This window comes from Scandinavium sp. NPDC088450 (assembly GCF_044900545.1).
Classification (GTDB): Bacteria; Pseudomonadota; Gammaproteobacteria; order Enterobacterales; family Enterobacteriaceae; genus Scandinavium.
In genome coordinates this window covers 22,752-38,779 of record NZ_JBJDNI010000020.1, presented here as the reverse complement: position 1 = coordinate 38,779, position 16,028 = coordinate 22,752, and the positions used below count along the sequence as shown (strand labels likewise).

Here is a 16,028-nt window from a genome sequence, read left to right as displayed (position 1 = left end):
GGCCATCACTGCACAGTACCTAATTCAGGGGAATTATTCAAAAAACTGACTGATTTTGGCCTTGAGGATATCAATCGCGATGCGGTTTTTACCGCCGCGCGGGACAATAATATCCGCGTACTGTTTTGACGGTTCAATAAACTGCAGGAACATCGGGCGAACCGTTTTCTGGTACTGGGCCATCACCGAATCCATTGAACGGCCGCGTTCATTCACATCACGCTTGATACGACGCATCAGACAGATGTCCAGCGGGGTATCAACGAAAATAGAAAAGTTCATCTCTTCGCGCAGACGGGCATCCGTCAGCAGCAAAATCCCTTCGAGAATAATGACTTTCTTTGGCTTGATATGGACCGTCTGCGGCATGCGGGTATGTTCCACATAGCTGTACACCGGCAGTTCAATCGCTTCGCCGCGTTTCAGCATTTGCAGGTGCTGATACAGCAAGCTGTGGTCCATCGCGCTCGGATGGTCATAGTTGGTTTTGACACGGTCTTCCATCGACAGATGACTTTGGTCTTTGTAATAGCTGTCTTCAGGGATCACGCCAATGTGCTCATCACCAACCTGTTCACGTAATTCGCGGTAAAGCGTGCTGGAGATGAGACTTTTACCCGAAGCCGATGCGCCGGCGATGCCTATAATGACGCACTGATGAGACTTATCAGTCATAAATTTTTGCGACCTGATTAACCTGGATGAGAGGAAGGGTGGCGCCGGAGCGCCAAACGCGGCAATTATAGGGATTTCCCCCTTGCGATACCAGTCGAAAACAACATTCACGCGAGTTGGCGCAAAAAGTGACTATTCCCAAATTAAGATGCTCACTTTTCCGACGGTTAAGGCGATTTTTGTCCCGCTTCGTTAATTAATCTCTCAATGCTGTTAAATAATGAACAGATGCCATAGGAAATGTAAATTGTTTGTACTAGCATGATCCCATTTATCATCCTAATGAATTCAGGCCAGTTCCTCGCACATTCCTCGCGGGAAAGCCCTGGCGGAAGCGGTTAATGAAGATACCTGAAAAACGAGCGTCCGGTACGCCCACTCATCCTTTATTGCGCATGGTCAGCCTTGGGCTACTGACATTCATTTTCACCCTTTTTTCGCTCGAATTGACGCGTTTTGGAACCATTCTGGCGCCGGTCTGGTTCCCGACCTCGATCATGATGGTCGCGTTTTATCGTCATGCCGGAAAAATGTGGCCGGCCATCGCGATTGTCTGTTCGCTGGGCAACATTCTGGCCTCACTGCTGCTGTTCCCTGCCAGCTCGCTGAACATCATTTTTACCTCGATAAACCTGGTCGAGGCGGTCATCGGTGCGCTGTTACTGCGTAAATTCTTACCCAGCTACAATCCGCTGCAAAATCTGCATGACTGGGTTCGTCTGGCGATTGCCAGTGCGGTGGTACCGCCTTTAGTGGGCGGTGCGCTGGTGATGATCTTCTTCCCGGGTGATAACTGGCTGCATACCGTGCTGGTGTGGGTGTTATCGGAAGCAATTGGCGCGCTGGCGCTGGTTCCGCTGGGCCTGCTGTACAAAAACCACTACCTTAACCGTCACCGTAATCCTCGCCTGCTGTTAGAAACGTTACTGACCCTGGCCGTCACGCTCGCGTTAAGTGCGATGGCGATGCTCTGGCTACCGTGGCCATTCACTTGCGTTATCGTTTTGCTGATGTGGAGCGCCGTTCGCCTGCCGCGAATGGAGGCTTTCGCCGTGTTCCTGATTACCATCATGATGGTGTCTCTGATGATGGCGACCAATCCTGTGCCGCTGAATACGACTCAGGCTTTCGCGCTCAGCAACGCGCCGTGGCTGCCGTTCCTGATGATGCTGCTCCCCGCCAACGTGATGACCATGGTGATGTACGCTTTCCGCGCAGAGCGCAAACACATTACCGAAAGTGAAGAACGCTTCCGCAATGCGATGGAATATTCCGCCATCGGGATGGCGCTGGTCGGGACCGAAGGCCAGTGGTTGCAAGCCAACAAGGCGCTGTGCAAGTTTCTGGGCTACTCCCAGAATGAACTGCGCAATATGACTTTCCAGCAGCTGACCTGGCCGGAAGATCTGGAGAACGATCTGGCGCAGCTTGAGCAACTGGTGAACGGTGAAATCAACACCTACACCATGGAGAAACGCTATTACAATCGCAAAGGTGATGTTATCTGGGCGCTGCTGGCAGTCTCGCTGGTGCGTCACGCCGACGGCACTCCGCTCTATTTCATTGCCCAGATTGAAGACATCAACGATCTGAAGCACACCGAATGGGTGAACAAACGCCTGATGGAGCGCATTACGCTCGCCAACGAAGCAGGCGGGATCGGTATCTGGGAATGGGAGCTTGAGCCAGACCTTATCTCCTGGGATAAGCGCATGTTTGAGTTGTATGAGATCCCTTCACACATCAAACCGACGTGGCAACTCTGGCACAATTGCCTGCTGGAAGAAGATCGTGAACAGGCGGAACGCGTTATCCGCAACGCTCTGAGCGCCCGTTCTCCGTTCAAACTGGAATTTCGTATTCAGGTGAAAGAAGGCATTCGCCATATTCGCTCGCTGGCTAACCGGGTGTTGAATAAACAAGGCGAAGTGGAGCGCCTGCTCGGCATCAATATGGACATGACCGAGGTGAAACAGCTCAATGAAGCCCTGTTCCAGGAGAAAGAGCGTTTGCATATCACGCTCGATTCCATCGGCGAAGCGGTGCTGTGTACCGATGTCGACATGAACGTCATCTTTATGAATCCGGTCGCCGAGAAAATGAGCGGCTGGACTCAGGAGCAGGCGATGAAACAGCCACTGCTCAACGTTCTGCGCATCACCTTTGGCGATAACGGCCCGCTGATGGAGAACATTCACAGCGGCGATATGTCGCGCACGGATATCGAACAGGACGTGGTGCTGCACTGTCGCAACGGCGGCAGCTACGACATTCACTATACGATCACACCGCTCAGCACCCTCGACGGGCAAAATATCGGTTCGGTACTGGTTATTCAGGATGTCACCGAATCCCGTAAGATGCTGCGCCAGCTTAGCTACAGCGCCTCTCACGACGCCCTGACTCATCTGGCTAACCGCGTCAGTTTTGAAAACCACCTCAAGCGCCTGCTGCAAACTGTGCAGGAAACTCATCAGCGCCATGCGCTGGTATTTATCGATCTCGACCGCTTTAAAGCGGTGAACGATACCGCAGGCCACGCGGCGGGTGATGCGCTGCTGCGTGAACTTTCTGCAATGATGCTCAGTATGCTGCGCACCAGTGACGTGCTGGCCCGTCTTGGCGGCGATGAATTCGGGCTGCTGCTGCCGGATTGCAATGTGGAAAGCGCTCGTTATATTTCCGGGCGAATTATTCAGGCCATCAACGACTACCACTTTATGTGGGAAGGCCGCTTGCACCGCATCGGGGCCAGCGCCGGGATAACGTTGATTGACGAAAGCAACAATCTGGCTTCTGAAGTGATGTCACAAGCGGATATCGCCTGTTACACCTCCAAAAATAACGGGCGCGGCATCGTCAGCGTTTATGAACCTCAGCAGGACCGGCTGCATCAGCAGCGCAGCATGATGTCGTTAGACGAACAATGGCACATGATTAAAGACAACCATCTGGTGCTAATGGCGCGTGGCGTCGCCTCCCCTCGGGTGCCGGAGAGCAGCAATTTCTGGCTGCTGTCACTGCGCTTGTGGACCAGCGAAGGCGAGATGGTGGAAGAACAGGCTTTCCGTAAAGGGCTAGCCGACCCGGAACTCATTCACGCGCTGGACCGCCGCGTATATCAGGAGTTTTTCAACCGCTGGGCCAATACCGTTGCGGCTCGCGGGATAAGCATCACCTTGCCACTTTCCTCATCAGGCCTGACGAGCCCGACGCTGGTGCAAGAGTTGCTCGACGGTTTGAAAGAAAGCGGAATGCCAGCCCGTTTGCTGTATCTGGTGATTGCCGCCGACAGCCTGATGCAAGCTGGCGTTGCGGAAGGTCTGGCCCAGCTCAGAAAAGCAGGCTGCAAAATCATCCTCAGCCAGGTTGGGCAGGATCTGGAGTTGTTCGACCCTATCACCGCCGGAACAGCAGACTACATCATGCTTGATCCGGAGATTATCGGGAATGTCCACTCAAGCCTGATGGACGAAATGATGGTCACCATTGTGCAAGGGCACGCTCAGCGTCTGGGAATGAAGACTATCGCCGGGCCGTCGAACCAGGCTCTGATGATGGACACGCTCTCCGGTATCGGCGTGGATTTACTCTACGGCGACACCATTGCCCATAGCCAACCGCTTGAGCTGATGCTCAGCACCAGTTATTTCGCGATTAACTGATCCCCTGCCCGTCGCTGTAGCGGCGGGCCTTCTTGCTTTACCCCTTCCTGCAATTTACAAAATCTAACCATTATCCTGCTAACTAATTTATCTTTACATGTAATATACAAATGATTAACAAACAATCCTTCCCCGGCGACAGGTACTGTCGAACTTCTTGCCCGCACACCACCTGATTGCCCCGGTCGTCTGACGTACTGTTTTCTCAGGACAATGATTATGACCTCACCTTTTAGCTGGACTGCTACTCAAAAACACGTCGCCGTCGCCAGTTTCTCAAGCTGGATGCTCGACGCCTTCGATTTCTTCATTCTGGTCTTTGTGTTAAGTGACCTCGCCAACTGGTTTCATGCCTCGGTCTCTGAGGTGTCGATAGCCATTATGCTGACGCTCGCCGTCCGCCCGATTGGGGCGTTGATTTTCGGCCGTATGGCAGAAAAATTTGGCCGTCGCCCTGTTCTGATGCTCAACATTCTGTTCTTTAGCATCTTCGAACTGCTGTCGGCCTGGTCGCCGACCTTTGCGACATTCCTGGTCTTACGAGTGCTGTACGGGATAGCAATGGGCGGGATTTGGGGCGTGGCGTCGTCACTGGCGATGGAAACCATTCCGGATCGTTCCCGTGGGCTGATGTCAGGCATTTTTCAGGCAGGCTATCCCTGTGGGTATCTTTTGGCGTCGATCGTCTTTGGTCTGTTTTACTCGACCGTCGGCTGGCGTGGAATGTTCCTGATAGGCGCCCTGCCTGTTTTCCTGCTGCCCTACATCTGGTTCAAAGTGCCGGAATCCCCGGTATGGCTGGCCGCTCGCGAGCGTAAAGAAAGCACTTCCCTGCTGCCGGTGTTACGCAGCCACTGGAAACTGTGCCTCTATCTGGTATTGCTGATGGCGTGCTTCAATTTCTTCAGCCACGGCACGCAAGATCTCTACCCCACCTTCCTGAAAGTGCAGCACGGATTTGACCCGCACACCGTGAGTCTGATTGCGATCAGCTATAACATCGCCGCGATGCTGGGCGGTATCTTCTTTGGCACGGTATCGGAAAAAATCGGCCGTAAAAAAGCGATGATCATTGCCGCTTTCCTGGCGCTGCCCGTTTTGCCGCTGTGGGCGTTTTCAACCGGCTCGTTCAATATCGGGCTGGGCGCCTTCCTGATGCAGTTTATGGTTCAGGGCGCATGGGGCGTGGTGCCAACCTATCTTAACGAACTGGTTCCGGCGAATGCTCGCGCGGTGCTGCCAGGCTTCGTTTATCAGTTAGGGAATTTACTGGCCTCGGTGAATGCCACGCTGCAATCACGTATAGCGGAAGCGAATGGCGGAAACTATGGCATGGCGATGGCGTTAGTGGCCGGTACGGTGGCCATTCTGATTTGTCTGTTCGTCGCTTTTGGTCGGGAAACGCGTGGCGTGGTTATCTCCGGGCATCAACCTCAGGGTTCTGCCCGGGAACAGCACACGCATTAGTCAGGCTGAAAACCGTCGCTATACCAGATGTGCAGCAACGCGTAGGAACGCCAGGGTTGCCAGCGTTCGGCATAGCGACGAATTTGCGCAGGCGTCATGCCGGCAAAACGCTGCTTAATTAAATAGTCGTCTGGCAGGAACACGTCTTTCGCCTGCCAGCCACGCAGGGCAAAGTAATTGGCTGTCCAGCGGCCAATGCCCGGGAAGGTTTGCAGATTTTTCATCGCCACTTCCACGTTGTCGGGCGGCAGCAAAGGAAGTGCCCCGGAGAGTGCCGCCTGCGCCAGATGAATCAGTGATTCCGCCCTTTTAACCGGCATACCCAATGCTTTCAGCGCCAGTGGGTCAGCTACCGCGAGCTGTTCCGGGGTGGGGAAACACACCATATCTGGCGCTTCCTCAAGCGGTGTACCGTACAATTTCGCCACCCGGCTGGTGAGTTTGGCGGCCATCGCAACGCTAACCAGTTGCCCCAAAATCGCCCTGACGCCCTGCTCAAAAGGATCAACACAGCCTGGCAGGCGTAACCCCGGCCTTGCCGCGGCCAGTTCCCCAAGCGCCATAGCAATCTGCTGCGGGTCACAGCGTAAATCGAAGAGTTGCTCCAGTTTCGCGAGACACTCCTCTGTTACCGGCAATAATCCTGCGGACAAACTCACCGCCAGCGTTGACGTTTCAGGGTTCGGCGTGGCCCGGATAATGCCGCGATGTGGCCCAAGCGCGAACGAGCGAACGTAGGTGTCGCCTTCGAAACGCTCAACGCCCTCAACGGTACGGCCTTCAAGAAAGCCAAACATCCAGGCCCAGTCATACGGGGGCTGCCACGCTAAACTCAACATTGTCTCTCCTCGGTAAGTCACTACAGGATAACCGCTTCGTGCCTTTCTCGCCTTGCTTTCATATTGTGACTTGTCGCCCAGGCCACATTCGGCTAAAGTCGTCGCCCTTTCTTCACTGGCATGGGGAATTTTAAGGTGTTTATTGGTTTTGACTACGGAACGGCTAACTGTTCAGTTGCCGTCATGAAAGGCGATTCGCCTCAGCTTTTAACGCTGGAAAACGGCAGCACCTTGCTGCCATCAATGCTGTGCGCCCCGACGCGCGAAGCGGTAAGCGAATGGCTTTATCGCCAACACGATGTGCCTGCGACCGGGGATGAAACAGAAGCCCTGTTGCGCCGCGCTATCCGCTATAACCGCGATGAAGATATCGACGTGCAGCGTAACAGCGTGCAGTTCGGCCTCTCTTCACTGCGCCAGTATATTGATGACCCGGAAGAAGTTTACTTCGTTAAATCCCCTAAATCGTTCCTGGGTGCCAGCGGTCTGAAGCCGCAGCAGGTTGCGCTGTTCGAAGATTTGGTCTGCGCCATGATGTTACACATCAAGCAACAGGCTGAAACTCAACTGCCTGAAGCCATCACTCAGGCCGTGATTGGCCGCCCGATTAACTTTCAGGGGCTGGGCGGTGACGACGCCAACGACCAGGCTCAGGGCATTCTTGAACGCGCGGCAATGCGCGCCGGTTTCCGCGATGTGGTGTTCCAGTACGAACCTGTCGCCGCAGGCCTCGATTTCGAAGCGACACTCACGCAGGAAAAACGCGTGCTGGTCGTCGATATCGGCGGCGGAACGACCGACTGCTCACTGTTGTTGATGGGCCCGCAATGGCGTTCGCGTCGTGATCGAGAAGGCAGCCTTCTAGGACACAGCGGCTGCCGCGTGGGCGGTAACGATCTGGATATTGCGCTGGCTTTTAAATGCCTGATGCCTTTGCTCGGCATGGGGGGCGAGACAGAAAAAGGGATCGCCCTGCCGGTGCTACCGTGGTGGAACGCAGTGGCGATAAACGATGTTCCGGCACAAACGGATTTTTACAGCACGGCGAATGGCCGCATGTTACGGGATCTGGTGCGTGATGCACGCGATACCGATAAAGTTACGTTGTTGCTGAAAACGTGGCAACAGCGCTTGAGCTATCGTCTGGTTCGCAGTGCGGAAGAGAGCAAAATCGCGCTCTCCGATAAGGCCGAAATCACCACGACTCTGCCGTTCCTTAGCCCGACGCTGGCGGCTGATATTGATTTGATGGGCCTCGAAAACGCGTTGAATCAGCCTCTGACCCGCATTCTTGAGCAAGTGCAACTGGCGCTGGATAATGGCCAGGAAAAACCTGACGTGATTTACCTGACTGGCGGTAGCGCGCGTTCACCTCTGATCAAAAAAGCGTTAGCCCAGCAGTTGCCGGGGATTGAAATTGCCGGTGGTGATGACTTTGGTTCCGTAACGGCAGGTCTGGCTCGCTGGGCGCAGACTCTTTTTGCCTGAAATCGCGATCCTGCTCGAAAAGCGAGGATTGACTTCGCTGCTTTTTCAACCTAACGTAAAGGGTAAAGGGCGAGGAGGGATTTCTCCCCCCTCTGGTCTCTTAGTAAGCTGGTAGGCTAATCACTAAGAGAATGACCAGTATGATGACGAGCTTCATCATAACCCTTTTTCCTTTTGTTAAGCCCCTTCGTCAGGAGGGGCTTTCCTGTTTTAGCCCCTTGCTAACTTCCTTATCAGCCAGACATTCAGCATCAATGCGGCTGGCGATGACTTTACCTCGCCGCTCACCTACCCGCTTACTTTTCATCCGCTTTTACGAGGCGCCTCGTAAATCACCCCGCATTCAGACGTTTCCAGACAGTCTTTCATATTTCCTCCATTATTCCGGGGTGTTCCGTTACTAAACTAGTATCATTCGGTGAAAGGTTTCAGGACGAGATACGTATAACGATGAAAGGCAGCAATAAATCGCGCTGGTTACTAGCGCTGGGTGTAGTGGTTGTGGCGGGTGCCGCGGTGTTTTACTGGCACAGTCACAGTGCGTCTGATAACGGTGCGGCCACTGCCACGGCTCAGGCTCCCAAAGCAGGCGGAGGCCGTCATGGCGGGCGCTTCAGCGGTGCGCTTGCGCCTGTTCAGGCAGCTACAGCCACCAGCGAGGCGGTACCACGCTATCTGACCGGACTCGGGACAATCACCGCTGCTAATACCGTCACAGTACGCAGTCGCGTCGATGGTCAGCTTTTAGCGCTGCATTTCCAGGAAGGTCAGCAGGTGAAAGCGGGCGATTTGCTCGCGGAAATCGACCCCAGCCAGTTTAAAGTTGCCCTGGCTCAGGCCCAGGGCCAGTTAGCGAAGGACAACGCCACGCTAGCCAATGCCCGTCGGGATTTGTCTCGTTACCAGCAGCTGGTCAAAACCAACCTGGTGTCACGTCAGGAAATGGACACCCAACAATCTCTGGTCACCGAAAGTTTAGGCACCGTCAAAGCGGATGAAGCCGCCGTCGCCAGCGCTCAGTTGCAGTTAGACTGGACGCGAATTACCGCACCAATTGACGGGCGTGTCGGCCTGAAACAGGTCGATATTGGCAACCAGATTTCCAGCAGCGACACCACCGGTATTGTGGTGCTGACCCAAACTCACCCTATCGATCTGGTGTTCACGCTGCCGGAGAATGACATCGCCACTGTCGTGCAAGCCCAGAAAGCGGGGAAAAGCCTGACGGTCGAAGCCTGGGATCGCACCAACAAGCAGAAACTCAGCAGCGGTTCGTTGTTAAGCCTCGATAACCAGATTGACGCCACCACAGGCACCATCAAGCTGAAAGCACGCTTCGATAATCTGGACGACGCGCTGTTCCCGAATCAGTTCGTTAACGCGCGGATGTTAGTCGACACCGAGCAGCATGCCGTTGTGATTCCCACCGCCGCCTTACAAATGGGCAATGAAGGCAACTTTGTTTGGGTGCTGAACGATGAAAACAAAGTCAGCAAACACATCGTGGTACCGGGCATTCAGGACAGCCAGAAAGTCGTTATTAATGCAGGGCTTTCCGCGGGTGACAAAGTGGTGACCGACGGGATTGACCGTCTGACCGAAGGCGCGAAGGTCGAAGTTGTCGAAGCGCATAGCGCCGCAGCGGAAAAACCTGCCGCAGAACAGAGCGGTAAAAAAGGAGCTCGCTCCTGATGCAAGTCTTACCTCCTGGCAACACAGGCGGCCCGTCCCGCCTGTTTATTCTGCGTCCGGTTGCCACCACGCTGATGATGATCGCCATTTTGCTGGCAGGGATCATCGGCTACCGCTTTCTGCCTGTCTCAGCCCTTCCCGAAGTGGATTACCCGACCATTCAGGTGGTTACGCTCTACCCTGGTGCCAGCCCTGATGTAGTGACTTCATCCATCACCGCCCCGCTTGAACGCCAGTTTGGGCAGATGTCTGGCCTGAAACAGATGTCTTCCCAAAGTGCGGGCGGCGCGTCCGTCGTGACGTTGCAGTTCCAGCTTGAGCTGTCGCTGGATGTCGCTGAGCAGGAAGTGCAGGCCGCGATTAACGCCGCCACCAACCTGCTGCCGAGTGATTTACCGAACCCGCCGGTCTACAGCAAAGTGAACCCGGCGGATCCGCCAATCATGACCCTGGCTGTCACCTCCAGTGCCCTGCCGATGACGCAGGTTGAAGACATGGTGGAAACGCGTGTCGCACAGAAAATTTCGCAAGTGTCTGGTGTCGGCCTCGTAACGCTGGCGGGCGGTCAACGCCCTGCCGTTCGCGTAAAACTCAATGCTCAGGCCATCGCCGCGTTGGGCCTTACCAGTGAAACTGTCCGCACAGCTATCACCAACGCCAACGTTAACTCGGCAAAAGGCAGTCTCGACGGCCCTACCCGCGCGGTTACGCTGTCTGCTAACGATCAGATGCAGTCCGCCGAAGAGTATCGCAACCTGATTATTGCTTATCAGAATGGCGCGCCCGTGCGGCTTGGCGCTGTGGCAACTATCGAGCAAGGCGCTGAAAACAGCTGGCTTGGTGCGTGGGCTAATAAGCAGCAGGCGATTGTGATGAACGTCCAGCGCCAACCTGGGGCCAACATCATCGCCACTGCTGACAGCATCCGGCAGATGCTGCCGCAGCTCACCAGCAGCCTGCCGAAATCCGTGCAGGTTAAAGTGCTGTCTGACCGCACCAACAACATCCGCGCGTCCGTCAGGGACACACAGTTTGAGCTGATGCTGGCGATCGCGCTGGTTGTCATGATCATCTACGTTTTCTTGCGTAATATCCCGGCGACCATTATCCCCGGCGTCGCCGTGCCACTGTCACTGGTCGGCACCTTTGCGGTGATGGTGTTCCTTGACTTCTCGATCAACAACCTGACGTTAATGGCGTTGACCATCGCCACAGGCTTCGTGGTCGATGATGCGATCGTGGTCATCGAGAACATTTCGCGCTATATCGAAAAAGGCGAAAAACCGATGGCGGCTGCACTGAAAGGCGCTGGCGAAATCGGCTTCACCATTATCTCGCTCACCTTCTCGCTGATTGCGGTGCTGATCCCGCTGCTGTTTATGGGCGATATTGTTGGCCGCTTGTTCCGTGAGTTTGCGATAACGCTGGCGGTGGCAATCCTGATATCAGCCATCGTCTCGCTCACCCTGACGCCGATGATGTGCGCCCGCATGCTGAGCCACGAATCGCTACGCAAGCAGAACCGTTTCTCGCGTGCCAGTGAACGCTTTTTTGAGCGGGTCATTGCCGCCTATGGCCGAATGCTCGCCAAAGTGCTGAATCACCCCTGGCTGACGCTGGGCGTGGCGCTGAGCACGCTGGCGCTGTCAATTTTGCTGTGGGTCTTTATTCCCAAGGGCTTCTTCCCGATTCAGGACAACGGCATTATTCAGGGCACGCTCCAGGCACCTCAATCGGCCTCTTTCGCCAGCATGGCGCAGCGTCAGGAGCAGGTTTCTGAGATCATCCTGAAAGATCCGGCGGTCGAAAGCCTGACGTCGTTTGTCGGCGTGGACGGCACTAACCCGGCACTGAACAGCGCGCGACTGCAAATCAATCTCAAGCCGCTTTCTGAACGTGATGACCGCGTGCAGAAAGTGATTCGTCGTCTGCAACATGCCATCGACAGGGTTCCAGGCATTGAGCTTTACCTGCAACCGACGCAAGACTTGACCATCGACACCACCGTCAGCCGCACGCAGTATCAGTTCAGCCTGCAGGCTAACTCACTGGATGCGCTCAGCGAATGGGTGCCGCAATTGATGGCAAAACTGCAAACCTTGCCACAACTGGAAGACGTCAGCAGCGACTGGCAGGACAAAGGCCTTGCGGCTTACGTGAACGTTGACCGCGACAGCGCAAGCCGTCTGGGCATTAGCATGGCGGATGTCGATAACGCGCTGTACAACGCCTTTGGTCAGCGTCTGATTTCGACCATTTATACCCAGTCGAACCAGTATCGCGTGGTGCTGGAACATGACACCAGCGAAACGCCAGGGCTGTCGGCGCTGGATAACATCCGCATCACCAGCAGCAGTGGCGGTATCGTGCCGCTCAATGCCATCGCCAAAGTGGAAGAACGCTTCACGCCGCTGTCCATCAACCATCTCGATCAGTTCCCGGTGACCACCATTTCCTTTAACGTGGCGCAGGATTCCTCGCTGGGCGATGCGGTGCAGGCAATTATGGATGCAGAAAAAACGCTGAACCTGCCAGTAGATATTCGTACCGAATTCCAGGGCAGTTCGCTGGCGTTCCAGGCCGCTCTGGGCAGCACCGTCTGGCTGGTCGTGGCTGCTGTGGTGGCGATGTATATCGTGCTCGGCATTTTGTACGAGAGCTTTATCCACCCCATTACCATTCTCTCAACGCTGCCAACAGCAGGTGTCGGCGCGTTGCTGGCACTGTGGGTGTCCGGCAGTGAACTGGACGTTATCGCTATCATCGGCATCATTCTGCTTATCGGTATCGTGAAAAAGAACGCCATCATGATGATCGACTTTGCGCTTGCCGCAGAGCGCGAACAGGGCATGCCGCCGCGCGAAGCCATCTATCAGGCTTGCTTGCTGCGTTTCCGTCCGATTCTGATGACCACGCTGGCAGCACTTTTGGGTGCACTGCCGTTAATGCTGAGCACCGGCGTTGGCGCGGAATTACGCCGTCCATTAGGCATTGGTATGGTCGGCGGTTTGCTGGTCAGTCAGGTGTTAACACTGTTTACCACGCCGGTGATTTACCTGCTGTTTGACCGTCTGTCGCTGTACCTGAAAAGCAGACTGCCGTCGCGTGAAGAGGAGGCGTAAGTGAAGTTTTATGCCCTCTTCATTTACCGCCCGGTAGCGACGATTTTAATCTCGCTTGCTATCACCCTGTGCGGCGTACTGGGCTTCCGGCTGCTGCCGGTGGCTCCGTTGCCGCAGGTGGATTATCCGGTGATCATGATCAGCGCCTCCCTGCCAGGCGCTTCACCGGAAACCATGGCCTCTTCCGTGGCAACACCGCTGGAACGCTCTCTGGGTCGCATCGCCGGGGTCAACGAAATGACTTCGATGAGTTCCCTTGGCAGCACGCGCATCATCTTGCAGTTCGATTTTGATCGCGATATCAACGGCGCGGCTCGTGACGTACAGGCCGCTATCAACGCAGCTCAAAGCTTACTGCCAACGGGAATGCCAAGCCGCCCAACCTATCGCAAAGCGAACCCGTCCGATGCGCCAATAATGATCCTGACGCTCACCTCGGATACCTATTCGCAGGGCGAGCTGTATGATTTTGCGTCCACACAGCTGGCACAAACCATCTCCCAGATTGACGGCGTGGGCGATGTCGATGTGGGCGGCAGTTCTCTGCCCGCGGTTCGTGTTGATTTGAACCCTCAGGCGCTGTTTAACCAGGGCGTCTCGCTCGACGATGTGCGTTCAGCCATCACCAGTGCCAACGTGCGTAACCCTCAGGGCGCGATTGAAAGCAGTTCTCAGCGCTGGCAGCTCGCCACCAATGACGAGCTGAAAACGGCAGCAGAATACAAGCCGCTGATTATTCATTACAACAACGGTTCCGCCGTTCGGCTGAGCGATGTCGCGAACGTCATCGACTCCGTGCAGGACGTGCGCAACGCGGGGATGACCAACGCCAAACCGGCGATTTTGCTGATGATCCGCAAGCTGCCGGAAGCCAACATCATCCAGACCGTCGATGCTATCCGCGCGAAATTACCGGACCTGAAAGAGACAATCCCGGCTTCCATTGACCTGCAAATTGCTCAGGATCGTTCCCCGACCATTCGCGCCTCACTCGATGAAGTGGAACAAACGCTGATCATCTCCGTCGCGCTGGTTATTCTGGTGGTCTTTCTGTTTCTGCGTTCAGGCCGCGCCACGATTATTCCTGCCGTGGCCGTGCCGGTATCGCTTATCGGCACGTTTGCCGCCATGTATCTCTGCGGCTTCAGTCTCAATAACCTGTCATTGATGGCGTTGACCATCGCCACCGGCTTTGTGGTCGATGACGCAATTGTGGTGCTGGAGAACATTTCACGCCATCTGGAAGCAGGAATGAAACCGTTGCAGGCGGCGCTTCAGGGCAGCCGCGAGGTAGGCTTTACCGTGCTGTCGATGAGCGTTTCACTGGTCGCCGTTTTCCTGCCGTTATTGTTGATGGGCGGTTTGCCCGGCCGTTTACTGCGCGAGTTTGCCGTCACGCTTTCTGTAGCGATCGGGATTTCACTGGCGGTGTCGCTCACGCTCACGCCAATGATGTGCGGCTGGATGCTGAAATCTTCGCGCCCACATCAGCCAACGCGTAATCGCGGTTTCGGCAAACTGCTGGTAGGCATGCAGCAGGGCTACGGCAAATCACTGAAATGGGTGCTCAACCACGCACGGCTGGTCGGTGTGGTGTTGCTCGCCACCATCGCGCTGAATGTCTGGCTGTACATTTCCATTCCGAAAACGTTCTTCCCCGAACAGGACACCGGCGTGGTGATGGGCAATATTCAGGCCGATCAGAGCATTTCTTTCCAGGCGATGCGCGGCAAGCTGCAAGACTTCATGAAAATTATTCGTGAAGATAAAGCCGTGGACAACGTCACAGGCTTTACCGGCGGCTCGCGCGTGAACAGCGGGATGATGTTTATCACCCTCAAGCCGCGCAGTGAACGTAACGAAACGGCCCAGCAGGTCATTGACCGTCTGCGTAAAAAGCTCGCTAAAGAGCCCGGCGCAAACCTGTTCTTAATGGCGGTGCAGGATATTCGCGTCGGCGGCCGTCAGGCCAATGCCGGGTATCAGTACACCCTGCTTTCAGACAATCTGGCGGATTTACGCGAATGGACGCCAAAAATCACCACCGCGCTGTCGAAGCTGCCCGAACTCGCCGACGTGAACTCGGACCAACAGGACAACGGCGCGGAGATGGATTTAGTCTATGACCGCGAAACCATGGCACGGCTGGGAATTAACGTCGAAGCTGCGAACAGCCTGTTGAACAATGCCTTTGGTCAACGGCAGATTTCGACCATCTACCAGCCGCTGAACCAGTACAAAGTGGTGATGGAAGTCGACCCGGTATATACCCAGGATATCAGCGCCCTGAACCAGATGTTTGTCATCAACAGTGAAGGCAAAGCGATTCCGCTCTCTTACTTTGCGAAGTGGCAACCGGCCAACGCGCCGCTGTCGGTCAACCATCAAGGGCTTTCTGCGGCCTCAACCATCTCATTCAACCTGCCGACCGGAAAATCGTTGTCGGAAGCGAGCGATGTGATTGACCGCACCATGACGCAGCTTGGCGTCCCGCAAACCATTCGTGGCAGTTTTGCGGGCACCGCGCAGGTGTTCCAGCAAACCATGAACTCGCAGGTGATCCTGATTATCGCGGCGATTGCGACGGTCTACATCGTGCTCGGCATCCTTTATGAGAGCTATGTTCACCCGCTGACCATTCTCTCGACGCTGCCTTCCGCTGGCGTGGGTGCCTTGCTGGCGCTGGAACTGTTCGGCGCGCCTTTCAGCCTGATTGCGTTAATCGGCATCATGTTGCTGATAGGCATTGTGAAGAAGAACGCCATCATGATGGTCGATTTCGCCCTTGAGGCGCAGCGCAACGGCAATCTGCCGCCGGAAGAAGCCATTTTCCAGGCCTGCCTGCTGCGTTTCCGCCCGATCATGATGACCACCCTCGCCGCCCTGTTTGGCGCTCTGCCACTGGTGCTTTCCGGGGGCGATGGGTCTGAATTACGCCAACCGCTCGGCATTACGATTGTCGGCGGTCTGGTGATGAGCCAACTGCTGACGCTGTACACCACGCCGGTGGTGTATCTGTTCTTCGACCGCCTGCGGTTGCGTTTTACGCGTAAATCTCGTCAAACGGTGATTGAGTAACT

The 16,028-nt window shown here is 55.4% G+C and carries 9 protein-coding genes; 6 read left to right on the top strand and 3 right to left on the bottom strand.

Features of this window, described 5'->3' with window-relative positions:
• Positions 1 to 33: 33 nt before the first annotated feature.
• Positions 34 to 675, bottom strand: a complete 642-nt coding sequence (gene udk / locus ACI2I2_RS16870) for a uridine kinase (RefSeq protein WP_312627665.1) — start codon at positions 673 to 675, stop codon at positions 34 to 36.
• Positions 676 to 1,016: 341 nt separating this feature from the next.
• Between udk and ACI2I2_RS16865 the strand changes: the two genes are divergently transcribed.
• Positions 1,017 to 4,340, top strand: coding sequence for a diguanylate cyclase (locus tag ACI2I2_RS16865; RefSeq protein ID WP_404658934.1), 3,324 nt, complete (start codon positions 1,017 to 1,019; stop codon positions 4,338 to 4,340).
• A gap of 219 nt (positions 4,341 to 4,559) precedes the next feature.
• Positions 4,560 to 5,807: an MFS transporter gene (locus tag ACI2I2_RS16860; protein WP_404658933.1), complete on the top strand. Its 1,248-nt coding sequence runs from the start codon at positions 4,560 to 4,562 to the stop codon at positions 5,805 to 5,807.
• Here the strand turns inward: ACI2I2_RS16860 and alkA are convergent.
• A complete protein-coding gene (gene alkA, locus ACI2I2_RS16855; RefSeq protein WP_404658932.1) occupies positions 5,804 to 6,646 on the bottom strand; it encodes a DNA-3-methyladenine glycosylase 2 in 843 nt (280 codons plus the stop codon). The two genes, ACI2I2_RS16860 and alkA, sit on opposite strands and share 4 nt — an antisense overlap.
• A 135-nt stretch (positions 6,647 to 6,781) precedes the next feature.
• Between alkA and yegD the strand changes: the two genes are divergently transcribed.
• Positions 6,782 to 8,134 carry a molecular chaperone gene (yegD, locus tag ACI2I2_RS16850; protein WP_404658931.1) on the top strand — a complete coding sequence of 451 codons (1,353 nt, stop codon included), beginning with the start codon at positions 6,782 to 6,784 and terminating at the stop codon, positions 8,132 to 8,134.
• A gap of 100 nt (positions 8,135 to 8,234) precedes the next feature.
• Here the strand turns inward: yegD and ACI2I2_RS16845 are convergent, their stop codons facing one another.
• Complete coding sequence (locus tag ACI2I2_RS16845; protein ID WP_108418456.1) at positions 8,235 to 8,294, bottom strand: type I toxin-antitoxin system Ibs family toxin; 60 nt, start codon at positions 8,292 to 8,294, stop codon at positions 8,235 to 8,237.
• A 290-nt stretch (positions 8,295 to 8,584) separates the two neighbouring features.
• On the opposite strand from ACI2I2_RS16845, the gene ACI2I2_RS16840 reads away from it, so the two are divergent.
• Genes ACI2I2_RS16840 through mdtC form a run of 3 tightly spaced genes read left to right on the top strand, consistent with a single transcriptional unit; the run spans position 8,585 to position 16,026 of the window.
• Entirely contained in the window at positions 8,585 to 9,826 is a 1,242-nt protein-coding gene (locus ACI2I2_RS16840) for an MdtA/MuxA family multidrug efflux RND transporter periplasmic adaptor subunit (protein WP_404658930.1), read from the top strand.
• Positions 9,826 to 12,948, top strand: coding sequence for an MdtB/MuxB family multidrug efflux RND transporter permease subunit (locus ACI2I2_RS16835; protein WP_404658929.1), 3,123 nt, complete (start codon positions 9,826 to 9,828; stop codon positions 12,946 to 12,948). Before ACI2I2_RS16840 ends, ACI2I2_RS16835 begins: the two co-directional genes overlap by 1 nt.
• Positions 12,949 to 16,026: a multidrug efflux RND transporter permease subunit MdtC gene (mdtC, locus tag ACI2I2_RS16830; protein WP_404658928.1), complete on the top strand. Its 3,078-nt coding sequence runs from the start codon at positions 12,949 to 12,951 to the stop codon at positions 16,024 to 16,026.
• The last annotated feature ends 2 nt before the right edge of the window (positions 16,027 to 16,028 follow it).